Below are 21,341 nucleotides of genomic sequence, written 5' to 3' on the forward strand. Positions count from 1 at the left end.
CTCTTCAACCCTGGCCGGAACACGGTCAGGGTTTGAGAAAATCCTCCTTCATTTCCACTATCATTCCGGCTTATAATCCACGCCCTTTTGGTTATTTTTTTATCATTTCCCCCGGAAGCAATATGAGCGCAATATCCCTGATCCAACCGGATCGTGACCTTTTTTCCTGGCCGCAATACTGGGCTGCCTGTTTTGGCCCTGCGCCATTTTTACCGATGTCGCGTGAAGAGATGGACCAACTTGGCTGGGATAGCTGCGACATTATTCTGGTGACCGGCGACGCCTACGTCGACCACCCGAGCTTCGGGATGGCCATCTGCGGCCGTATGCTGGAAGCGCAGGGGTTCCGGGTGGGGATCATTTCCCAACCGGACTGGAACAGCAAAGACGACTTTATGCGCCTGGGTAAGCCGAACCTGTTCTTCGGCGTGACCGCGGGCAATATGGACTCGATGATCAACCGCTACACCGCCGACCGTAAGCTGCGCCATGACGATGCTTACACCGCCGGCAACGTGGCGGGTAAACGCCCGGACCGCGCCACCCTGGTCTACACCCAGCGCTGTAAAGAGGCGTGGAAAGACGTGCCGGTGATCCTTGGCGGCATCGAGGCCAGCCTGCGCCGTACCGCGCATTATGATTACTGGTCCGATACCGTGCGCCGCTCGGTGCTGGTGGACTCCAAGGCCGATATGCTGATGTTCGGCAACGGCGAGCGTCCGCTGGTGGAAGTCGCGCATCGCCTGGCGATGGGCGAAACCATCGACCAGATCCGCGATGTGCGCAATACCGCGATCATGGTGAAAGAGGCGCTGCCGGGCTGGAGCGGCGTCGATTCCACCCGCCTGGATACGCCTGGCAAAATTGACCCGATCCCGCATCCGTACGGTGAGGATCTGCCGTGTGCCGATAACAAGCCGGTTGCGCCGAAAAAGCAGGAAGCCAAAAGCATCACCGTGCAGCCGCCGCGGCCCAAACCGTGGGAAAAGACCTATGTGCTGCTGCCTTCCTTCGAGAAGGTGAAAGGCGATAAGGTCCTGTACGCTCACGCTTCGCGTATTCTGCACCATGAAACCAACCCCGGCTGCGCCCGGGCGCTGATGCAAAAGCATGGCGAACGCTATATCTGGATCAACCCGCCGGCAATCCCGCTCTCGACTGAAGAGATGGACAGCGTCTTCGCGCTGCCTTACAAGCGTGTGCCGCATCCTGCTTACGGCGACGCGCGTATCCCGGCGTATGAGATGATCCGTTTCTCGATCAACATCATGCGCGGCTGCTTCGGCGGCTGTTCGTTCTGCTCAATCACCGAGCACGAAGGGCGCATTATCCAGAGCCGTTCAGAAGATTCGATCATTAATGAAATCGAAGCCATTCGCGACACGGTGCCCGGCTTTACCGGGGTGATCTCCGATCTCGGCGGACCAACGGCCAACATGTATATGCTGCGCTGCAAATCGCCACGCGCCGAGCAGACCTGCCGCCGTCTCTCCTGCGTCTACCCGGATATCTGCCCGCACATGGATACCAACCATGAGCCGACGATCAATCTTTACCGTCGCGCCCGTGAGCTGAAGGGCATTAAGAAGATCCTCATTGCCTCTGGCGTACGCTATGACATCGCCGTCGAAGATCCGCGCTATATCAAAGAGCTGGCGACCCACCACGTCGGCGGCTATCTGAAGATCGCCCCGGAGCATACCGAAGAGGGGCCGCTGTCGAAGATGATGAAGCCGGGGATGGGCAGCTACGACCGCTTTAAAGAATTGTTTGATACCTATTCGAAGCAGGCGGGTAAAGAACAGTATCTGATCCCGTACTTTATCTCCGCTCACCCGGGGACCCGCGATGAAGATATGGTGAACCTGGCGCTGTGGCTGAAGAAACATCGCTTCCGTCTCGACCAGGTGCAGAACTTCTATCCGTCGCCGCTGGCGAACTCGACCACTATGTATTACACCGGCAAGAACCCGCTGGGCAAGATTGGCTATAAGAGCGAAGAGGTGGTGGTGCCGAAGGGCGATAAACAGCGCCGTCTGCATAAAGCGCTGCTGCGCTATCACGATCCGGCAAACTGGCCGCTGATCCGTCAGGCGCTGGAGGCGATGGGTAAAAAGCACCTGATTGGCTCACGCCGCGACTGCCTGGTGCCTGCCCCGACGCTGGATGAGATGCGCGAAGCGCGTCGCCAGAACCGCCATACCCGTCCGGCGCTGACCAAGCACACGCCGATTGTACATCAGCGTTCTAACGGTGAAACGACGGCGAAAAAACCGGTCAAACGCGGTAAAGTCGCCGGGCGTTAAGCCTGATGTTGTGCCCGGTAGCGCTTTGCTGACCGGGCCAGTTAGAGAGCCGGATAGGCGTCAGCGCTATCCGGCTTTTTTATATGTTAGCCGCCAAACTGATCCGGATCGGGCCCTAAACGCTTGCCCTGGTCCAGCTTCGCGATTTCGCTGAGTTCGTCTTTGTCGAGACGGAAATCCCAGACGTTAAAGTTTTCCGCGATACGCGACGGCGTCACTGATTTCGGGATCACCACCAGACCGCTATCAAGATGCCAGCGGATGACGATTTGCGCCGGCGTTTTGCCGTACTTATCGGCGAGCTGGTGGATGACTTTCTGATCGAACACCCCTTTACCGCCCTGGGCCAGCGGGCTCCAGGATTCGGTCTGGATCTTGTGGGTGGCGTTCCAGGCATGCAGCTGACGCTGCTGCAGCAGCGGATGGAGCTCAATCTGGTTGATCACCGGTGCGACGCCGGTTTCATCAATCAGCTTCTGCAGATGCGGGACCTGGAAATTACACACGCCGATGCTTTTCGCCAGCCCCTGCTGCTGCAGCTCGATCAGCGCCTGCCAGGCTTCGACGTAATGGCCGATCGCCGGCACCGGCCAGTGGATTAAGTAGAGATCCACATAGTCGAGCTTCAGCTTGCTGAGGCTCTCTTTCAGCGCCTCGTGCGGCCGTTTTTGATCGTCGTTCCACAGCTTGGTGGTGATGAACAGCTCATCGCGATTGACGCCTGCGCTGTGCAGCGCGTTGCCGACGCCGGCCTCATTTTGGTACGCGGCGGCGGTGTCAAAAGAGCGATAACCGACTTCCAGCGCCTTATGAATGGCGGAGACGACTTCCTCGTTGCCAGCTTTCCACACGCCGAGACCCAGCTGCGGCATCAGGTTGCCGTCGTGTAGTTTTATAACGGTTGGATGTGTCATGCCTTCCTCCTGTTAATGAACTCGGCGAGGCAGAATCCGCCGAGGGGTAGCATTAAGTCTGGACGAAATAGCTAAAAACGGTAGTAAAAACACCTCTCCCCGACGTTTGTTTAACGTAAGGAGAGGTGAATCAGGCGGGGGTTAAATTAGCGAGCAGCCTCGTAAATACGGCGGCTGACGTCCAGGGTGATATCCTGATGTTCGCCCAGTTTGGTCATGCCGTGCTCTTCCAGTTTCGCCAGCAGCGCCGGGATGGAGCTACCGTCGAGACCGTAATCGGAGAGGCGGGTCGGCACCCCCATCTGCTCGAAGAAACTACGGGTTGCGGCAATAGCGGCATCGATACGCTGTTCTTCGGAGCCCTCGGTGATATTCCATACGCGCTCGGCATACTGCAGCAGCTTCGCGCGCTTGGTATCGCGTTTCTCATTCCACAGCGCCGGCAGCACGATAGCCAGCGTCTGGGCGTGATCCAGACCATGCATCGCCGTCAGTTCGTGGCCGAGCATATGGGTCGCCCAGTCCTGCGGTACGCCAGCGCCGATAAGACCGTTCAGCGCCTGAGTCGCCGCCCACATAATATTAGCGCGCACGTCGTAGTTCTCTGGCTCCTGCAGCGCTTTCGGGCCATCTTCCACCAGCGTCAGCAGAATGCCTTCGGCGAAACGGTCCTGAATTTTGCCGTCAACCGGGTAGGTGACGTACTGTTCAACGGTATGGACGAAGGCGTCAACCACGCCGTTGGCGACCTGGCGCGGTGGCAGAGTGTAGGTGTAAACCGGGTCGAGGATCGCGAACTGTGGCTGGACGTGCGAAGACATAAACGCGCGTTTGTCGCCGGTGGTTTTCCGCGAAATCACCGCCCCTTTGTTTGATTCAGAACCGGTCGCTGGCAGAGTCAGAACCGAACCCATTGGAATGGCGCTGGCGATCTTACTGCCGTAAGTTTCCAGAATTTCCCATGGATCGATAGCGGCGTCGTAATGGGCCGCCGCGGCGATGAACTTGGTGCCATCCAGTACTGAACCGCCGCCGACCGCCAGCAGGAAGGTGACCTTCTCTTCACGGGCGAGCTTCACGGCGTTCATCAGAGTTTCGTAAGACGGGTTCGGCTCGATGCCGCCAAATTCAAGGACATCCAGGCCATTCAGGGCGGTGAGTACCTGATCCAGGACGCCCGTTTTTTTCACGCTGCCGCCGCCGTAGGTGATCAGTACGCGAGCCTCCGCCGGGATCTGTTCACGCAGCTTTTCAATCGCGCCTTTGCCAAACAGAATGCGGGTTGGGGTATGCAGGTCAAAATTATTCATTGCTAGTGTCCTCAAAAGAGTAAAACCGCCGACAGGGACGATACCGCTGCCAGATGACGGTTATTGTGGTCCTGGCGCCGTTGACCCTCAATGCACATTTCTGCCGATGTCTTGCCTATTTCTCCATGTGGCTGGAGAATTCTCGCCAGCCTGCGCACAATGTATGGGTGAAGAAACATCGGGAGAGGCGGTGGCAATGCAACACGCACAGATATGCCAGATTTTGACAGAGAAGATTAACCAGCTGAAAGATAAGCACGAACTGTTAAGTTCGCTGCTGCCTGACGTCCGCCTGCTGTATGGGACGCAGCCGGGTACCCGGACGCCGGTGATGTATCAGCCGGGGATCGTTTTTCTCTTTTCCGGCCATAAAATTGGTTATATCAATGAGCGGACTTTTCGCTACGACACAAATGAATATCTGCTGCTGACCGTGCCGCTGCCCTTCGAATGCGAAACCTTTGCCACCCCGGAGGTGCCCCTCGCCGGGATGCGTCTGAACGTCGATATCCTGCAGCTGCAGGAACTACTGATGGATATTGGCGAGGATCCGCTGTTTCAGCCCGCCGTCGCCTCCAGCGGAATAAATTCGGCAGTGCTTTCCGAAGATATTTTGTGCGCTGCCGAACGGCTGCTCGACGTCATGGATCGTCCGCTGGACGCGCGCATTCTTGGCAAGCAGATTATCCGTGAAATCCTCTACTATGTGCTGACGGGCCCCTGCGGCGGCGCACTGCTGGCGTTGGTCAGCCGACAGACCCATTTCAGTTTGATAAGTCGCGTGCTGAAACACATCGAGAGCCAGTACACTGAAAACCTGAGCGTCGATCGGCTGGCGGCAGAGGCGAATATGAGCGTCTCGGCGTTTCACCATAATTTTAAATCGGTGACCAGTACTTCACCGCTGCAGTATTTGAAAACCTACCGTTTGCACAAGGCGCGCATGCTGATGATCCATGATGGCATGAAGGCCAGCGCGGCGGCGATGCGGGTGGGGTATGAAAGTCCTTCGCAGTTCAGCCGCGAGTTTAAGCGCTACTTCGGTATGACGCCCGGGGAAGATGCCGCACGAATTCGCACGATGCAGGGCATGTAATATCGGGAAGGGCAAGCCGGGCGGGCGCAGGCCCCCCGGCAGGTGGCCGTCAGGCGCTGCAGTATTTCTTTTTGATCACCACGAACAGCGTGCCGAGCAGGCCCGCCAGCAGCAGAGCAATCGGCAGGATCATCAGGCAGGTCATGACCTGATCTTCATGGCGCTTCACAAACGGGATCATGCTCAGCGCATAGCCGAGACCCGTGACCACGCCAACCCACAGCAGGGCGCTCAGCCAGTTGAAGAACTGAAAGCGGCGGTTCGGCAGGCCGGAAATCCCCGCCATGGTTGGCAGCAGGGTGCGGACAAATGCCAGAAAGCGGCCCGCGAGCAGCGCCAGCAGGCCGTGGCGATCAAACATACAGGTGGCGCGCTGATGGTACTTATGCGGCAGATGCGCCAGCCAGCCTTTCACCGTTTGCGTATTGCCCAGCCAGCGCCCTTGCACATAGCTCAACCAGCAGCCGAGGCTGGCGGCGGCGGTCAGAATGGCGATAGTGGGCACAAAGTCCATGACGCCTTTAGCAATCAGCGCGCCGGCGAGCAGCAGCAGGCTGTCCCCCGGTAAAAAGGACGCGGGCAGCAGCCCGTTTTCCAGAAACAGGGTGGCGAACATAACCAGATATACAACGCCCACAACGTGAGGGTTCGCCAATGCGGCAAAATCATGTTGCCACAACGCGGCGACAATCTCTTGAATGACAACCATGGACTTTCCTAAGTGGTACCGTATTGTTGACTAGTGTACTCCTGAAGAGACCCGAGCACCTTGATCCCGGGCGCAACAAAAGCGGCCGCTTTGCTAAAAAGCGTCCGCTATTGTTGCCACTGACTGTCACTTTACACGATACGCGCGAAGCCCGCTGCTAAATCCGCCTGCAGATCGTCAACATTTTCGAGACCAATGTGCAAACGGATCAACGTGCCGCTGAAGTCGACTTCCGCATCCGGTCGGATGTGAGCGATTTGCTCCGGCTGATTGGCCAGAATCAGCGATTCAAAGCCGCCCCACGAGTAGGCCATGCTGAACAGGCTGAAGTTGTCGAGATACGCTGCCAGCTCAGCGTCGTTGAGACGCTTGTTGAGCACAAACGAGAACAGCCCGCTGCTGCCGGTAAAATCGCGCTTCCAGAACTCATGGCCTTTACTGCCGGGCAGGGCGGGGTGGTTGACCCGCGCCACCTGCGGATGCTGCGCCAGCCACTCGGCGATGCGCAGGCTGCTTTCATGATGCTGACGCAGGCGCACGCCCAGGGTGCGCAGGCCGCGGCTGGTCATATAGGCGGTATCGGCGTCCAGCATTTGTCCCATCAGATAGGCATTCTCACGCAGCTGCGGCCAGCAGCGCGCGTTCGCCACCGCAGTGCCGACCATGGCGTCGGAATGGCCGATCAGGTATTTGGTACCTGCCTGAATAGAAATATCGATGCCAAAATCCAGCGCTTTGAACAGGATCCCCGCCGCCCAGGTGTTATCGATCATGATAATCGCTTCCGGCGCGACCTGACGCACGGCGGCGACAATCGCTGGCACATCATGCACTTCCATGGTGATGGAGCCAGGCGATTCAAGGAACACCACGCGGGTCTCCGGCCGAATAAGTTGGGCAATATCGGCGCCGATGAGGGGATCGAACCAGCTGGTGGCGACGCCGAGTTTAGCGAGAATTTTGGTACAAAAATCCTGGCTTGGCTCATAGGCGGTATTGGTCATCAGCACATGGTCGCCCTGTTCGACGAACGCCAGGATGGTGTTGGCCACCGCGGCCGCGCCACAGGGGAAGAGGGCGCAGCCGGCGCCGCCTTCCAGCTCGCACATCGCTTCCTGCAGCGAGAAGTGGGTCAGGGTGCCGCGACGCCCGTAGAACAGCTCGCCGTTGGCCCGATTGCGGGTGGCGTGCTTTTTGGCCTCTACGGTGTCGAAAACCAGCGATGACGCGCGCTGGATCACGCTGTTCACTGAGCCCTGGGTATATTTTTTGCTCCGTCCGGCGTTGACCAGCGCGGTATCAAGATGTTTATCAGCCATGTTGATGAACCTGTTTTTATACGTCTGGACGTCTAAACTAGCATGAATCTTCTTTTCTGTACCAGCGCGGCGCCGATACAGGCGAAAATTTTACCAGGCCCCCGCTAAGCCGCTTTTTTACTGCGTGAGCGCAAGGAAAATAAACGTGATTTGCTGCACAGTGTAAATACTAATGAGAACCACTATCAATTCGATGTCGTTTTGATATTATTGTGGGCAGATTTTGTGATTATCGTCGTGGAGATAGAGCGTGGGTAATAATTTGATGCAGGCGGATCTCTCCGTTTGGGGTATGTATCATCATGCCGATATTGTCGTTAAGGTGGTGATGATTGGCCTGATTCTGGCGTCGGTCGTCACCTGGGCCATCTTTTTCGGCAAAGGGGCGGAAATCCTCGCCAGCAAGCGTCGCCTCAAACGTGAACAGCAGCAGCTGGCGGAAGCCCGCTCTCTCGATCAGGCCAGCGATATCGCCAGCGCCTTTGAGGCGAAGAGCCTGACCACCCAGCTTATCAATGAAGCGCAGAACGAACTCGAACTCTCTGCCGGTGCGGAAGACAATGAAGGCATCAAGGAACGCACCGGTTTCCGCCTTGAGCGCCGCGTCGCGGCGGTCGGTCGCCATATGGGGCGCGGCAATGGTTATCTGGCCACCATCGGCGCCATTTCGCCGTTCGTGGGTCTGTTCGGGACCGTCTGGGGCATCATGAACAGCTTTATCGGTATCGCCCAGACGCAGACTACCAACCTTGCGGTGGTAGCGCCGGGCATCGCGGAAGCGCTGCTGGCGACGGCCATCGGCCTGTTCGCCGCCATCCCGGCGGTGGTCATCTATAACATCTTTGCCCGCATGATTGGCAGCTACAAGGCCTCGCTCGGCGACGTCGCCGCTCAGGTGCTGCTGCTGCAAAGTCGCGACCTGGACCTCAGCGCCAGCGGTGTGAAGCCGGTGCGTAGCGCGCAGAAATTACGGGTAGGTTGATCGGCTATGGCGATGCGTCTTAATGAAAATCTGGACGATAACGGCGAAATGCATGAGATCAACGTGACGCCGTTTATCGACGTCATGCTGGTTCTGCTGATTATCTTTATGGTGGCTGCGCCGCTGGCGACGGTTGACGTGAAGGTGAATCTGCCGGCCTCCTCCAGCCAGCCGCAACCGCGACCGGAAAAACCCATTTATCTGTCGGTGAAGGCGGATAAGAGCATGTTCCTCGGCAACGACCCGATTACCGAAGCGAATATGATTAACGCCCTGGATAGCCTGACCGCCGGCAAAAAAGATACCACTGTCTTCTTCCGCGCGGATAAAACCGTCGATTACGAGACGATGATGAAAGTGATGGATACCCTGCATCAGGCGGGCTATCTCAAGATCGGGCTGGTGGGCGAAGAGACCGTCAAAGCCAAATAATCCGATTCTGTTCCTGAAAAGGCTGGCCGCGCGCCGGCCTTTTTTATGGCCGTCTGCCGGCGATGTGTTGGCCTGGCGTTGCCATCACGTTATCTGTCTGAGATATAATGTCGCTTCTTTTTGTTAACTAACAGGATTATATGGAACGCTTTCTGGAAAACGCTATGTACACTTCGCGCTGGCTGCTGGCACCGGTTTATTTTGGCCTTTCGCTGGGACTGGTCGCGCTGACCATCAAATTTTTTCAGGAGATCGTCCACGTTCTGCCGCATATCTTCAGCGTCAGCGAGTCGGAATTGATCCTGACGCTGCTGTCGCTGGTGGACATGACCCTGGTGGGTGGCCTGCTGGTGATGGTGATGTTCTCGGGCTATGAGAATTTCGTGTCGCAGCTGGATATCAATGAAGGGAAAGAGAAGCTGAGCTGGCTCGGTAAAATGGACGCCACCTCTCTGAAGAATAAAGTCGCGGCGTCAATTGTGGCGATCTCCTCTATCCACCTGCTGCGGGTGTTTATGGATGCGAAAAACGTGCCGGACAACAAGCTGATGTGGTACGTGATTATCCACCTGACCTTCGTCCTTTCGGCCTTTGTGATGGGCTATCTCGATCGTCTGAACAAAGTGAAACACTGATCTCTTCTCTCCCGGCGGTGTTAGCCGCTGGGCTTTTTTCTCCCCCGTTTCTGCTTCTCTGCGCTGGCGTATGTCCGGGCTTCTGCTTTGCTTAAAGGGCGCTTAACAACGGAGGCAAGGTGATGACGCGATTAACGGCCAAAGATTTCCCGCAGCAGCTGCTCGAGTATTATGACTACTATGCCCACGGCAAAATCAGCAAACGCGAGTTTCTCCAGCTGGCGGGGAAATATACTGTCGGCGGGATGACCGCGCTGGCGCTGTTTAATCTGCTGAAGCCCGACTATGCCCTGGCAGAGCAGGTACCGTTCACCGACCCGGATATCCGTCCGGAGTATATTCATTATCCCTCTCCTGACGGCCACGGCAAAGTGCGGGCTTACCTGGTGACGCCGACGAAAATAGCCGACAAAGCGCCCGCCGTTGTGGTGGTACATGAGAACCGAGGCCTCAATCCCTACATTGAAGACGTAGCCCGGCGGGTCGCGAAAGCGGGATATATCGCGCTGGCGCCTGATGGCCTGAGCGCCGTCGGCGGCTATCCGGGGAATGATGATGAAGGCCGCGCGCTCCAGCAGAAAGTCGATCCCGTGAAGCTGATGAATGATTTTTTTGCGGCGGTCGCGTTTATGGCGAAGCATCCACAGGCGACGGGGAAGGTCGGTATCACCGGGTTTTGTTACGGCGGCGGCGTCAGCAACGCGGCGGCGGTGGCGATCCCGGAGCTAGCCTGCGCGGTGCCGTTTTACGGCCGCCAGCCGCCGCTGAAGGAGGTCGATAAAATTAAAGCGCCGCTGCTGCTGCACTATGCCAGCCTCGATAGCGGCATTAATGAAGGCTGGCCCGCCTATGAACAGGCGTTGAAGGAACACCATAAAGTCTACGAGGCCTATCTCTATCAGGGCGTGAATCACGGCTTTCATAATGATTCCACGCCGCGCTACGATCGGGCTGCGGCTGATCTGGCCTGGCAACGCACGCTGGCATGGTTTGAGAAGTATTTACGCTAGCGCAAACGACATAAATAGCGCTACCGCTCGCTCAAAAAAACGCTATATAATTTATTATACAGCGATTGGGAGGGCGCGATGGAAAATCATTTTGGCAAAGGCTTAATGGCGGGGCTACAGGCTTCCTATGCTGACACCGCCGCGCATGCGGCGAATTTTTGCGCCGACTATAAACGCGGGTTTGTGCTCGGCTACTCGCACCGCATGTTTGAAAAAACCGGCGACCGCCAGCTCAGCGCGTGGGAGGCGGGGATCCTGACCCGTCGCTATGGCCTTGACAGAGATATGGTGATGGATTTCTTCAAAGAAGGTGGGTCGGGTATGGCGATGCGCTATTTTCTGGCGGGCTATCGGCTGGAAAGCTAAACAGGACGGCTTCGCAGGCGGAGCCGTCCTGTGGTGGGAACCCTTTCCCGTCAGCGGGAAAGGGTGAAGACCTTACGCCTGGCGCTTATCTTCCGTTTGGGTGTCAAAGTCGCGGGCGTCGTGGCGCTCATGTAGCTGCTCATTGAGCGGGCCGTTGGTGCGGTTGACGATGCGTCCGCGCTTGACGGCCGGGCGGTTGCCGACATCCTGCGCCCAGCGCAGCACGTTTTTATAGCTCCCGGCGTCGAGGAACTCCGCCGCGTTATAGACATTGCCCAGCACTACGTTGCCATACCACGGCCAGACAGCCATATCGGCGATGGTGTACTCCTCGCCGGCCACATAGCGACCGCGGGCGAGCTGTTTGTCCAGCACGTCGAGCTGGCGTTTGGCTTCCATCGTAAAGCGGTCGATCGCGTACTCGATCTTCACCGGCGCATAGTTATAGAAGTGGCCGAAGCCGCCGCCGAGGAATGGCGCCGCGCCCTGGAGCCAGAACAGCCAGTTGAGGGTTTCGGTGCGGCCGGCAGGATCTTTTGGCAGGAAGAAGCCAAATTTTTCCGCCAGATAGAGAAGAATGTTGCCGGACTCAAATACCCGGGTCGGCGGCGTGGTGGAGTGGTCGCTGAGGGCCGGGATCTTCGAGTTCGGGTTGATATCGACAAAGCCGCTGGAAAACTGATCCCCTTCGCCAATGCGTATTAGCCAGGCGTCGTACTCCGCGCCGCTGACGCCCAGCGCCAGCAGCTCCTCCAGCATGATGGTCACCTTCTGGCCGTTGGGCGTGCCCAGTGAGTATAGCTGGAGCGGATGGGTCCCGACCGGCAGGACGCGTTCATGGGTCGCGCCGGAAACGGGACGGTTGATATTGGCGAACGCGCCGCCGCTGTTTTGCTTCCATTCCCACACTTTGGGTGGCTGGTAGTTTTGCTCTGACATGCTGGTTTGCCTTTTTCGTGGATGTACAAAAAGTGTAGCAGGTGACCTCAGGCCATAATCCGCGCGGCCCACACGCTGACATCATCGCCGCTGCCCAGATCCGGCTGCACCAGGCCATTGACCATAAAGGTCGGCGAGACGTGAATGCCGTTCTGACGGGCGTATTTACTGTGCCACTTGATCACGTCCTGCAGCTCCGGGCGGGCAAAGGCGGCCCCCAGCAGCACGTGACTGTAACGTTCAATGCGTTCAATGATTTGCTGCGGCGTGGCGTTCATATTCGGCCCGCTGCAGTGATCGGTAAACTCAAACTCTTCCCGATGGTCGGCCACGGCCTGCATCACCTTATGCGCCTGCTCTCTGCCATGCGGTAGGGTGGACGCGGCGAGGATGCAGCGGACGATAACCCCGGAGAACAGATGCCACGGTTGCGACTGCAGGCGTATCTTGATGGTGACGTTATCGGCGCCGACCTCATCGAGCAGATCGTCGAGCTTATTAAACGCGCGGACAGAGTAGGGGCAGGTGGGCTCAAGGAACACCTCAAACGTCCGCGGGCCGTGTCCCCAGACCAGCGGTTGGGCATTCAGATGCGAGGGTGTGCTCATTGTCGACTCCTGATGTTGCGTTGTTTTTTTGTTATATCACCGATAACGATATCACTTTTGTTTCCGGCTGCAGGGTTATTTTCCTTAACGGCACGATTAGCGAAACGAATGAGTGGTATCATCGTTACACCTCTGTCTGGTAAGTGCCTGCGGCAGGATAAGAAGAGGGAGTTTTGTTTCGCCAACTGCCCGGGCTGCATTAATTTGAGGTCAGGCTAAATGAGCAAAGGATCGACGAGCAGTGACGCCCCGTTTGGGACATTGTTAGGCTACGCGCCCGGCGGCGTGGCGATTTATTCATCGAATTACAGTAGCTTAAATCCGCAGGACTACCCGGATGACGCGACGTTTCGCAGCTACATCGGCAGTGAGTATATGGGGCATAAATGGCAGTGCGTCGAGTTTGCACGCCGCTTTCTGTTCCTGACCTACGGGTTTGTCTTTACCGATGTGGGGATGGCGTATGAAATCTTCTCCCTGCGTTTCCTGCGTGAAGTGGTCAATGACAATATTTTGCCGCTGCAGGCCTTCGCCAACGGTTCCCGCCGTCCGCCCATCGCCGGTTCGTTACTGATCTGGCAGAAGGGAGGCGAGTTTAAGCACACAGGCCACGTCGCGGTGATCACCCAGCTTGTCGGCAATAAAGTGCGTATCGCCGAGCAGAACGTCATTCACTCGCCGCTGCCGCAGGGCCAGCAGTGGACCCGCGAGCTGACCCTCGAGGTCAACGCCGGCCGGTACACCATCAAAGATACCTTTACCGATACCGAAATTTTAGGCTGGATGATCCAGACCGCCGATACCGAACACAGCCTGCCGCAGCCGGTGCTGCCGGGCGAGGCGATGGCGATCAAAGGCGCGCGGCTGCCGAACAACGGCCAGTTCCGCGGCAAATGGCTGAACGAGAAAGATCCGCTGCAGAAAGCCTACGTGGCGGCCAACGGCCATTTCATCAACCAGGATCCCTACCAGTATTTCACCATCAGCGAAAGCGCCGAACAGGAGCTGATCAAAGCCACTAACGAGCTGCACCTGATGTATCTGCACGCCACCGATAAGGTGATGAAGGATGATAACCTGCTGGCGCTGTTTGATATCCCGAAAATCCTCTGGCCGCGTCTGCGTCTCTCCTGGCAGCGCCGTCGTCATCATATGATCACCGGGCGCATGGATTTCTGCATGGACGAGCGCGGGCTGAAGGTGTACGAGTACAATGCCGACTCCGCCTCCTGCCATACCGAAGGCGGGCTGATCCTTGAACAGTGGCTGAAGCAGGGCTACTACGGCACCGGCCACAATCCGGCGGAAGGTCTGCTCGATGAGCTGGCGGGGGCGTGGAAACACAGCCGGGCGCGGCCCTTCGTCCACATCATGCAGGACAAGGATCTGGAAGAGAATTACCACGCGAAATTTATCCAGCGTTCGCTGACCCAGGCCGGTTTTGAGAGCAAAATTCTCTTTGGCCTTGATGAGCTGCGCTGGGACGCTGCCGGCCAGCTGATTGACGCTGACGGGCGGCTGGTCAACTGCGTCTGGAAAACCTGGGCATGGGAAACCGCCATTGAGCAGGTGCGCGAAGTCAGCGCCGATGAGTACGCGGCGGTGCCGATTCGTACCGGACATCCGCAGAATGAGGTGCGGCTGATTGACGTCCTGCTGCGTCCTGAAGTATTGGTATTCGAACCCCTGTGGACGGTGATCCCGGGTAACAAAGCGATTCTGCCGGTGCTGTGGTCGCTGTTCCCGCATCATCGCTATCTGCTGGATACCGATTTTGTGGTTAACGACGAGCTGGCGAAAACCGGCTATGCCGTGAAGCCCATTTCCGGACGCTGCGGGAACAATATCGATTTGATCGGTCCTCAGGATGAGGTTCTGGATAAGACCAGCGGCCAGTTTGTCGATCGCAAGAATATCTACCAGCAGCTGTGGTGCCTGCCGAAAGTGGACGGTAAGTACATTCAGGTGTGCACATTTACCGTCGGCGGTAACTACGGCGGTACCTGCCTGCGCGGCGATTCGTCGCTGGTGGTGAAAAAAGAGAGCGATATCGAGCCGTTAATCGTTTTGAAAGACAAAGCATGACGTGCGAAACCCGGGTAGCGGCATACCCCTGTCCGGGTGACAACGTACAGAAAAGGATAGCCCCGGCATGGTCAGCGCCGCCGGGGAACACCTGCAACGAAGCGAAGATAATTAACACAACAACAAGACAGAAAAGGAAAATAGTATGCACGATCGGCGTCTCGCCGCCCGCGCGGGTGAACTCAAGCCCTCCGCCGTCCGCGAACTTCTCAAGCACAGTAAACTGCCCGGCGTGATCTCGCTTGGCGGCGGCATTCCGGCCCCGGAATTGTTTGATACCGAAGGCCTGGAGCTGGCGGTGCAGAAGGTGATGAGCGAACGTTTTCATGACGCATTCCAGTACGGTCTGACGGAGGGCTACCCGCCGCTACGTCAGGCGGTGAGTGAAATCTGTCACTCCCGTGGCGTGACCTGTTCTCCCGCTCAGGTCTATATCACCTCCGGCTCGCAGCAATCGCTGGATATCGTTGCTCGTACGCTGCTCGATCCAGGTGACACTATCGTCGTTGAACGTCCCACCTATCTGGCGGCGCTGCAGGTGTTTCAGCTGGCGCAGGCCAATATTCTCAGTGTCGACACCGATGATGACGGGATGCTGGTGGAGCAACTGGCCGACCTGCTGGAGACCACCCGCGTCAAAGCCGTTTATCTGGTGCCGACGTTCGGCAACCCCGGCGGCAAAACGCTGAGCGAGACGCGTCGTCGTCGCCTGGTTGAACTGGCGAAAAAATATGACTTCGTCATTCTGGAAGACGATCCCTATGGCGAAATTAGCTTCACTGACGCCGTTCGACGCCCGCTCTATCAGCACGCGGTTGAGCTGGGCTGTGAAGATCAGGTGGTCTACACCTCGACCTTTTCGAAGATCCTCGCGCCGGGGATGCGCATCGGCTGGGTCGTGATGCCGGACTGGCTGGCGCAGCAGACGGTGATCGTCAAGCAGGCGGCGGATCTGCATACCAATATGCTTTCGCAGGTGATCACCGCGGAGTACCTCGGCATGAACCGGCTGGAGAACCAGATCGCGTTGATTCGCGAAGACTACCGCAAGAAGTGTGTGGCGCTGGCCGACGCGCTGGAAAGCCGCCTTGGCGAGCACCTGGAATTCAGCCGCCCGCAGGGGGGCATGTTCCTGTGGGCGCGTTTCCGCTATCCGTTCGATACCATGGAATGGATGAAGAAAACGCTGGAAAACGGCGTAGTCTACGTTCCTGGCGAAGCGTTCTATCACGATAAGCCGGATACCCGTACTCTGCGTCTCTCCTACTCCACGGTGTCTGAGGCCGGGTTGCTGACGGCCGTTGAGCGGCTGGCGGCCTCCCTGTAATGACTCTGCTGTGCGCCGCTTAACGACGGCGCACAGCCCTTCGCGGCGAGAGCGGGAGGAACTGACGTTAGCGTCCAGCGCCAGGGTCAATCTGTCTCGGCGATCCGGTCATCCAGCCAGACCAGCATCAGCGATGCGAGAAAAGCAACCGCAAAGGTGCCAATAAACAACCACATAAATGTCCCTCGCGGGTTAATTATTTTTCTGATTTTACCGGAGAGCGATCGTTTCGGTCGGAGATGGAGATTTTTGTCCCAGCAGAATGGCTGGCGAGAGAGAAAAAGTCATCGGCATCAATATCGAAGTTGAGAATAATTTCCCTGTATTTCCCACCGTTAATCAATGCGTTGGCTTCTTTAATACTACTGGCAATAATGACTGGCATCAGTTTTATCTCATTTTGAAAACTGAGAAGCAAAATAAGAGTTAGTTCGTACCAGATCAACTACTTTTTATAGTATGTCGCAGCAGAAAAAAACGTCATATCGCGGCCCCGCAAGAGCGGGGTGTTTTATGGCGGTCATCTGGCTACCAACAGCACAATCTCATTCGACGTTGAAGATATACTGCGATTTCGCCCCCCATCAGGATGATTTTCCCTGCTGTTTTTCGCGCAATATCTCGCCACAGCGCTGCCGATCTTCGCCCAGTGTTTGCTGCTCCTGCGCGCTGAGCTGGCGCCAGGTGTCCAGCATCCGCTGCCCCAGCGCCGGCAGGTAATGGGTTTTATGCAATGCATAGTCCGAATTTCCCCCTTCGACGATATTTTGCATATCGTGGAGGAACTGGCGGCTGTCGTCATGATCGATCATGCAAAAGACTGCCCGGTAGTAGGCTTCTTCATCTGCGGTGTAATGCGGGGTGAACCACCAGACCAGCAGCGCGATAAGCGCCAAAAGCGGGATAATAAAAGGTAATTTTTTCAACATCAGTTTTTCGGTCGGAGACAATCAGCCGTCAGTGTACCTGCAATGACGGCCTGATGTAAGCGCCGGCCCCGGCGGGCCGGCGCAGGCTAGTAGCCGACCGGGTAGATGCGGCCGGTCTGAACGCCTTCAATGCTGCGACGATAGGCCTGCGCCACGGCGGCGGCGGGGACGCTGGCAAAGCCCGGGAAAAAGTCGCCGTAGGCCGCCAGCGACTCGCTGAGCACGGTGGGGCTAATGAGATTGATGCGGATCCCGCGTGGCAGTTCGCAGGCGGCGGCGCGCACAAAGCCTTCCAGACCGGCGTTGACCGTCGTGGCATTGACGCCCTGAGCAATGGGCTCCTGGGCGACAATACCGCTGACCAGAGTAATCGACCCGCCGTCACGCAGGAAATGCTGCCCGATCAGCGCCAGGCGAATTTGCCCCAGCAGCTTGTCCTGCAGCCCGAGGTTGAACTGACTGTCGGTCATGGTGCTTAACGGCCCAAAGTGCAGATTGCCGGTGGTGGAGACAATCGCATCTACTTCGCCCGTTTGGGCAAATAGCGCCTCGACGCTCTCCTGCGAGGTGATATCCACCTGATAATCTCTCCGGGTGCGGCCGACGCGGATAACGTCATGTCTCTGGCTCAGCTCTTCGCTGACCGCGCGACCGATGGTGCCGCTGGCACCGATAACGATAATTTTCATGGCTGTCTCCTGATGAGGTGAGACGCTATTCTTTAATAAAACGAATATCGGATAAACTGGCTAAAAGTTAGAACATTACTAACCAGAGGTTAGCAATATGGATAAGCTGCGAGGGATGGAGACGTTTATTGCCGTGGTGGAGTGCGGCAGCTTTACCGGGGCGGCGTCGCGCCTGGGGCTGTCGGCGGTGATGGTCGGGAAATATATCGCCCAGCTGGAAAGCCAGCTGGCGACGCGTCTGCTGGAGCGTAACACCCGACGCCAGAGCCTCACCGACGCCGGGCGGGTCTATTTTGACGAAGCGAAACGGGTGATGGAGCAGGTCTCCATCGCCGAAAGCGCGGTCGAGCGGCTGCGGCTGGCGCCCGCCGGCACCCTGCGGGTGAGCGCCCCCACCTCGTTTGGCGCCAGCGTGATCGCGCCCCTGACCGCCACCTTCCTGCAGGCCTGGCCTGCGGTCCGGGTGGAACTGGATCTGACTAACCGGATGGTCGATCTGGTGGATGAGGGGGTCGATCTGGCGATCCGGATTGGCGAGATCCATCAGGAGGATCTGGTGGCCCGCTATCTGGCGCCGTATCGGATGGTGATCTGCGCCGCGCCGGCTTATCTGGCGCGTTACGGGACCCCCGGGACGCCAGAGGATCTCGCCGATCATCTCTGCCTGTCCCATACGGTCTGGACCGCCCGCAATGAGTGGCGGCTGCCGGGCATGGAGGGGGAAGTGCGCTGGAAACGCGATGCGATTTTACGCTGCAATGATGGCTACGCGCTGCGCCAGGCGGCAATCGCCGGGGCCGGGCTGCTGATGCAGCCGGAGGTGCTGCTGGCCGATGCGCTGACCAGCGGCAGCCTGGTGCGGGTGCTGGAGGCCTGGACCCCGCAGCCGAGACCCGTGCATCTGCTCTGGCGCCAGGATCGTCGGCCCCTGCCGAAGCTGACGCAGTTTATCGCCCATCTTCAGCAGGGAATGGCCGACGCGCTGACAATGACCCGCGCGTCGGAATAATCACTCCTCCCGCAGCGCCTGCTGCCAGTCGGCAATCAGATCGTTGGGATCTTCGATCCCCACCGACAGGCGGATCAGCTGGGGCGTGATGCCATTCGCCAGACGTTTCTCCAGCGGGATCGAGGCATGGGTCATGCTGAAGGGCTGGCTCACCAGACTCTCCACGCCGCCCAGGCTCTCCGCAAGCGTAAACCAGCGCAGCTTGCTGATAATGCGCTCGGCGTAACCTTCATCGCCCTTCACCACCACCGAAATCATGCCGCCGGGCAGCGCCATTTGCTGCCGCGCCAACTGATGATGCGGGTGCGAGGCCAGCCAGGGGAACCAGACTCGCTCCACTTCCGGCTGCTGTTCCAGCCATTCGGCGAGCTGCAGCGCGTTCGCGCTGTGGCGCTCCATCCGCAGCGCCAGGGTACGGATACCACGTAGCGTCAGGAAGCTGCTGAACGGGTCAAGTACCCCGCCTACCGCATTCTGCAGATAGCCAAGCTTTTCCGCGAGCTCGGAGTTATCGCCAACCACCGCCAGGCCGGCGACGACATCGGAATGGCCGTTGAGGTATTTGGTCGCGGAGTGCACCACAATATCAAATCCATGCTCCAGCGGGCGATGGATCGCCGGCGAGGCGAAGGTGTTATCGGCGACGCTGATCAGGTTATGGCGTCGCGCGATGGCGGCGATGGCGCTGAGATCCGCCAGCTTCAGCAGCGGGTTGGTGGGCGTTTCCACCCAGATCATGCGCGTATCGGGGCGGATCGCCGCTTCAATCCCCTTCAGGTCGTCGGGTTTCACCCAGCTCACCTGCAGACCAGCGCTACGGCGGCGCACGTTTTCCAGCAGGCGGTAAGTGCCGCCATACACATCATCGACCGCCACCAGGTGACTGTCCTTATCCAGCAGCTCCAGCACGGTGGAGATGGCGGCCAGCCCGGAGGCGAACGCGTAGCCGCGCGTGCCGTTTTCCAGGTCGGCGATCGCCGTCTCCAGCGCGTGGCGGGTAGGGTTCCCGCTGCGGGAATATTCATAGCCGGTATGCTGCCCCGGCGCCGGCTGAGCAAAAGTGGAGGTGGCGTAAATCGGCGGCATCACTGCGCCGTGGCTGTCGGTGAAGGTTCCGCTATGTACGCTCAGGGTGTGGATAGATGACATAAAAAAATTCCTTATTGTGCGACTCGGTTACGCCAGGCGGTTAGAACATCGCTGCGGGTGACCAGGCCAAGAAAACGCGCGTTGTCAGCGATCACCGCCACCAGACCGCGATCGAGAATAGCCTGCAGTTCGCTCTCTGGCGCACGCTTATCGAGAGTTTCAACATGGCGGCTCATCGCTTCGCTGACCGGCAGGGAGAAGCGTTGGCGATCGCCCTGTACGTGGCGGATCAAATCCCACTCATCGACAATGCCGACCACGTGGCCATCCTCCAGCACCGGCAGCTGGGAGATGTCATACAGCCGCATGCGGGTAAAGACTGCGGCCAGGGTGTCGTCCGGCGCGGCCGTGACGGTGGCGCCTTCGTCATGGCGCAGGGCGATAAAATCACTGAGATCGCCCTGTTCGGGCCGGGCGATCAGTCCTTGCTGGCGCATCCAGTCATCGTTGAACATTTTGGACAGGTATTTATTGCCGCTATCACAGGCGAAGGTCACCACCCGTTTCGGACGGCTTTGTGCCCGGCAGTAGCGCAGGGCGGCGCTGAGCAAGGTGCCGGTGGAAGAGCCGGCCAGCACGCCCTCGACCTGCAGCAGCTGGCGCGCAGTCTGGAACGCTTCGCTGTCGCTGACGCGATACGCGGTATGCACCCCCTCCAGCCTGGCCAGAGGCGGGATAAAATCTTCGCCGATCCCTTCGACCAGCCAGGATCCCGTTTCGCCGTAGCGACCGGTATCAACCTGATCGGCAAGGATCGAACCCGCCGGATCGGCGAGAATAAATTCCGTTTTCGGCGAGTGTTCAGCAAACCAGGCCTGAAGCCCGCCCAGCGTGCCGCCGGAGCCGACGCCGACAACGACGGCGTCAATGTCGCCCTCCAGCTGCTGATAAAGCTCCGGCGCGGTGGAGGTGGCATGGGCCAGCGGATTGGCGTCGTTATTAAACTGGTCGATATAAAAGGCGCCCGGCGTTTCATCGGCAAGGCGGCGGGCATAATCCTGATAATAGGCCGGGTGGCCTTTATTGACGTCGGAACGGGTGAGCAGCACCGTCGCGCCCAGCGCCCGCAGGTGAAAGATTTTCTCGCGGCTCATTTTGTCCGGCACCACCAGGATCAGCCGGTAATTTTTCTGCGCCGCGATCAGCGCCAGGCCGAGGCCGGTGTTGCCGGCGGTGGCTTCGATTATCGTTCCTCCGGGCGCCAGTTTTCCCTGGCGCTCGGCTTCATTAATCATCGACAGCGCAACGCGATCTTTAATTGACCCGCCGGGATTCTGATTTTCCAGTTTTAAAAACAGACTGCAGGGGCCGGTATCCAGTTTGTGCAACTGGAGCAGGGGAGTATGACCGATCAGGTCGCTCACGGAATGAAACAGTGACATAACCATTTACCCACTCGTTTAAGATATTTTTGCATGGTAGAGCTGTGAAAACGGTAATTTAAAGAACATTTCTCTGACTGTTAGCGTCAAATGGAATATAAGATGCTATTTGGCCATCTGGAGGGAAAGCAGGGTAGCCACCTGG

The 21,341-nt window shown here is 58.0% G+C and carries 22 protein-coding genes; 11 read left to right on the forward strand and 11 right to left on the reverse strand.

Annotated elements, in window-relative coordinates; all coding sequences use genetic code 11:
- The first annotated feature begins 32 nt into the window (after positions 1-32).
- On the forward strand, positions 33-2,306 hold the full coding sequence (locus SP68_RS03485; RefSeq protein WP_012540546.1) for a YgiQ family radical SAM protein: 2,274 nt from the start codon (positions 33-35) through the stop codon (positions 2,304-2,306).
- Between the two features lie 86 nt (positions 2,307-2,392).
- Here the strand turns inward: SP68_RS03485 and dkgA are convergent, their stop codons facing one another.
- Both dkgA and yqhD read right to left on the reverse strand, forming a co-directional pair.
- The gene (dkgA, locus tag SP68_RS03490) at positions 2,393-3,220 is read right to left on the reverse strand and encodes a 2,5-didehydrogluconate reductase DkgA (RefSeq protein WP_008806502.1); all 828 of its coding nucleotides are present in this window, start codon (positions 3,218-3,220) and stop codon (positions 2,393-2,395) included.
- A gap of 146 nt (positions 3,221-3,366) precedes the next feature.
- Positions 3,367-4,530, reverse strand: coding sequence for an alcohol dehydrogenase (gene yqhD / locus SP68_RS03495; protein ID WP_008806500.1), 1,164 nt, complete (start codon positions 4,528-4,530; stop codon positions 3,367-3,369).
- A 196-nt stretch (positions 4,531-4,726) separates the two neighbouring features.
- Here yqhD and SP68_RS03500 point away from each other — a divergent pair, with 196 nt between their 5' ends.
- Positions 4,727-5,626, forward strand: coding sequence for an AraC family transcriptional regulator (locus tag SP68_RS03500; protein WP_012967218.1), 900 nt, complete (start codon positions 4,727-4,729; stop codon positions 5,624-5,626).
- Between the two features lie 49 nt (positions 5,627-5,675).
- Here SP68_RS03500 and yghB read toward each other — a convergent pair whose 3' ends face one another.
- Both yghB and metC read right to left on the reverse strand, forming a co-directional pair.
- Positions 5,676-6,335, reverse strand: a complete 660-nt coding sequence (gene yghB, locus SP68_RS03505; protein ID WP_004205217.1) for a DedA family general envelope maintenance protein YghB — start codon at positions 6,333-6,335, stop codon at positions 5,676-5,678.
- A 131-nt stretch (positions 6,336-6,466) separates the two neighbouring features.
- Positions 6,467-7,654, reverse strand: a complete 1,188-nt coding sequence (gene metC, locus SP68_RS03510; protein ID WP_022064944.1) for a cystathionine beta-lyase — start codon at positions 7,652-7,654, stop codon at positions 6,467-6,469.
- A 250-nt stretch (positions 7,655-7,904) separates the two neighbouring features.
- Between metC and exbB the strand changes: the two genes are divergently transcribed.
- The 5 genes from exbB to SP68_RS03535 all read left to right on the forward strand — a co-directional run bounded on the left by exbB (position 7,905) and on the right by SP68_RS03535 (position 11,079).
- On the forward strand, positions 7,905-8,636 hold the full coding sequence (gene exbB / locus SP68_RS03515; protein WP_004174395.1) for a tol-pal system-associated acyl-CoA thioesterase: 732 nt from the start codon (positions 7,905-7,907) through the stop codon (positions 8,634-8,636).
- A 6-nt stretch (positions 8,637-8,642) separates the two neighbouring features.
- Entirely contained in the window at positions 8,643-9,068 is a 426-nt protein-coding gene (gene exbD, locus SP68_RS03520; RefSeq protein ID WP_012967219.1) for a TonB system transport protein ExbD, read from the forward strand.
- 140 nt (positions 9,069-9,208) lie between these two features.
- Entirely contained in the window at positions 9,209-9,703 is a 495-nt protein-coding gene (locus SP68_RS03525) for a TIGR00645 family protein (RefSeq protein WP_008806498.1), read from the forward strand.
- 122 nt (positions 9,704-9,825) lie between these two features.
- Positions 9,826-10,713, forward strand: a complete 888-nt coding sequence (gene yghX / locus SP68_RS03530) for a YghX family hydrolase (RefSeq protein ID WP_022064943.1) — start codon at positions 9,826-9,828, stop codon at positions 10,711-10,713.
- Positions 10,714-10,791: 78 nt separating this feature from the next.
- A complete protein-coding gene (locus tag SP68_RS03535; RefSeq protein WP_002916743.1) occupies positions 10,792-11,079 on the forward strand; it encodes a DUF2623 domain-containing protein in 288 nt (95 codons plus the stop codon).
- A 72-nt stretch (positions 11,080-11,151) separates the two neighbouring features.
- Here the strand turns inward: SP68_RS03535 and yghU are convergent, their stop codons facing one another.
- Together yghU and SP68_RS03545 are read right to left on the reverse strand one after the other, a co-directional pair.
- Positions 11,152-12,018, reverse strand: a complete 867-nt coding sequence (yghU, locus tag SP68_RS03540; RefSeq protein WP_008806496.1) for a glutathione-dependent disulfide-bond oxidoreductase — start codon at positions 12,016-12,018, stop codon at positions 11,152-11,154.
- A 47-nt stretch (positions 12,019-12,065) separates the two neighbouring features.
- A complete protein-coding gene (locus SP68_RS03545) occupies positions 12,066-12,626 on the reverse strand; it encodes a DsbA family protein (protein WP_004150918.1) in 561 nt (186 codons plus the stop codon).
- Positions 12,627-12,646: 20 nt separating this feature from the next.
- Between SP68_RS03545 and SP68_RS28110 the strand changes: the two genes are divergently transcribed.
- The 3 genes from SP68_RS28110 (at position 12,647) to SP68_RS03555 (ending at position 16,038) form a co-directional block, all read left to right on the forward strand.
- A complete protein-coding gene (locus SP68_RS28110) occupies positions 12,647-12,769 on the forward strand; it encodes a hypothetical protein (RefSeq protein WP_004217169.1) in 123 nt (40 codons plus the stop codon).
- Positions 12,770-12,845: 76 nt separating this feature from the next.
- Entirely contained in the window at positions 12,846-14,711 is a 1,866-nt protein-coding gene (gene gss, locus SP68_RS03550; protein WP_022064941.1) for a bifunctional glutathionylspermidine amidase/synthase, read from the forward strand.
- Positions 14,712-14,856: 145 nt separating this feature from the next.
- Positions 14,857-16,038, forward strand: a complete 1,182-nt coding sequence (locus tag SP68_RS03555) for an aminotransferase-like domain-containing protein (protein ID WP_008806493.1) — start codon at positions 14,857-14,859, stop codon at positions 16,036-16,038.
- A gap of 196 nt (positions 16,039-16,234) precedes the next feature.
- Here SP68_RS03555 and SP68_RS03560 read toward each other — a convergent pair whose 3' ends face one another.
- From SP68_RS03560 to SP68_RS03570, 3 genes are all read right to left on the reverse strand, one after another.
- A complete protein-coding gene (locus SP68_RS03560) occupies positions 16,235-16,423 on the reverse strand; it encodes a hypothetical protein (RefSeq protein ID WP_008806492.1) in 189 nt (62 codons plus the stop codon).
- Between the two features lie 199 nt (positions 16,424-16,622).
- Entirely contained in the window at positions 16,623-16,967 is a 345-nt protein-coding gene (locus SP68_RS03565) for a hypothetical protein (protein ID WP_012540552.1), read from the reverse strand.
- 86 nt (positions 16,968-17,053) lie between these two features.
- Entirely contained in the window at positions 17,054-17,656 is a 603-nt protein-coding gene (locus SP68_RS03570) for a short chain dehydrogenase (RefSeq protein ID WP_022064939.1), read from the reverse strand.
- 97 nt (positions 17,657-17,753) lie between these two features.
- Here SP68_RS03570 and SP68_RS03575 point away from each other — a divergent pair, with 97 nt between their 5' ends.
- Positions 17,754-18,665: a LysR family transcriptional regulator gene (locus tag SP68_RS03575; RefSeq protein ID WP_022064938.1), complete on the forward strand. Its 912-nt coding sequence runs from the start codon at positions 17,754-17,756 to the stop codon at positions 18,663-18,665.
- Here the strand turns inward: SP68_RS03575 and SP68_RS03580 are convergent, their stop codons facing one another.
- A complete protein-coding gene (locus SP68_RS03580; RefSeq protein WP_008806488.1) occupies positions 18,666-19,814 on the reverse strand; it encodes a trans-sulfuration enzyme family protein in 1,149 nt (382 codons plus the stop codon).
- Between the two features lie 11 nt (positions 19,815-19,825).
- On the reverse strand, positions 19,826-21,202 hold the full coding sequence (locus SP68_RS03585) for a pyridoxal-phosphate dependent enzyme (protein ID WP_012967222.1): 1,377 nt from the start codon (positions 21,200-21,202) through the stop codon (positions 19,826-19,828).
- Between the last annotated feature and the right edge of the window lie 139 nt (positions 21,203-21,341).

This window comes from Klebsiella variicola (genome assembly GCF_000828055.2).
GTDB classification, from domain to species: Bacteria; Pseudomonadota; Gammaproteobacteria; order Enterobacterales; family Enterobacteriaceae; genus Klebsiella; species Klebsiella variicola.

Excerpts from the sequence above, each read along its gene's own strand:
- dkgA (WP_008806502.1), bottom strand. The coding sequence starts at position 3,220 with ATGACACATCCAACCGTTATAAAACTACACGACGGCAACCTGATGCCG.
- SP68_RS03565 (WP_012540552.1), bottom strand. The coding sequence starts at position 16,967 with ATGTTGAAAAAATTACCTTTTATTATCCCGCTTTTGGCGCTTATCGCG.
- exbD (WP_012967219.1), top strand. The coding sequence starts at position 8,643 with ATGGCGATGCGTCTTAATGAAAATCTGGACGATAACGGCGAAATGCAT.
- SP68_RS03575 (WP_022064938.1), top strand. The coding sequence starts at position 17,754 with ATGGATAAGCTGCGAGGGATGGAGACGTTTATTGCCGTGGTGGAGTGC.
- yghX (WP_022064943.1), top strand. The coding sequence starts at position 9,826 with ATGACGCGATTAACGGCCAAAGATTTCCCGCAGCAGCTGCTCGAGTAT.
- gss (WP_022064941.1), top strand. The coding sequence starts at position 12,846 with ATGAGCAAAGGATCGACGAGCAGTGACGCCCCGTTTGGGACATTGTTA.
- SP68_RS03500 (WP_012967218.1), top strand. The coding sequence starts at position 4,727 with ATGCAACACGCACAGATATGCCAGATTTTGACAGAGAAGATTAACCAG.
- SP68_RS03585 (WP_012967222.1), bottom strand. The coding sequence starts at position 21,202 with ATGGTTATGTCACTGTTTCATTCCGTGAGCGACCTGATCGGTCATACT.
- SP68_RS03580 (WP_008806488.1), bottom strand. The coding sequence starts at position 19,814 with ATGTCATCTATCCACACCCTGAGCGTACATAGCGGAACCTTCACCGAC.
- yghU (WP_008806496.1), bottom strand. The coding sequence starts at position 12,018 with ATGTCAGAGCAAAACTACCAGCCACCCAAAGTGTGGGAATGGAAGCAA.
- yghB (WP_004205217.1), bottom strand. The coding sequence starts at position 6,335 with ATGGTTGTCATTCAAGAGATTGTCGCCGCGTTGTGGCAACATGATTTT.
- SP68_RS03535 (WP_002916743.1), top strand. The coding sequence starts at position 10,792 with ATGGAAAATCATTTTGGCAAAGGCTTAATGGCGGGGCTACAGGCTTCC.
- metC (WP_022064944.1), bottom strand. The coding sequence starts at position 7,654 with ATGGCTGATAAACATCTTGATACCGCGCTGGTCAACGCCGGACGGAGC.
- SP68_RS03525 (WP_008806498.1), top strand. The coding sequence starts at position 9,209 with ATGGAACGCTTTCTGGAAAACGCTATGTACACTTCGCGCTGGCTGCTG.
- SP68_RS03560 (WP_008806492.1), bottom strand. The coding sequence starts at position 16,423 with ATGCCAGTCATTATTGCCAGTAGTATTAAAGAAGCCAACGCATTGATT.
- SP68_RS03555 (WP_008806493.1), top strand. The coding sequence starts at position 14,857 with ATGCACGATCGGCGTCTCGCCGCCCGCGCGGGTGAACTCAAGCCCTCC.
- yqhD (WP_008806500.1), bottom strand. The coding sequence starts at position 4,530 with ATGAATAATTTTGACCTGCATACCCCAACCCGCATTCTGTTTGGCAAA.
- SP68_RS03545 (WP_004150918.1), bottom strand. The coding sequence starts at position 12,626 with ATGAGCACACCCTCGCATCTGAATGCCCAACCGCTGGTCTGGGGACAC.
- SP68_RS03570 (WP_022064939.1), bottom strand. The coding sequence starts at position 17,656 with ATGAAAATTATCGTTATCGGTGCCAGCGGCACCATCGGTCGCGCGGTC.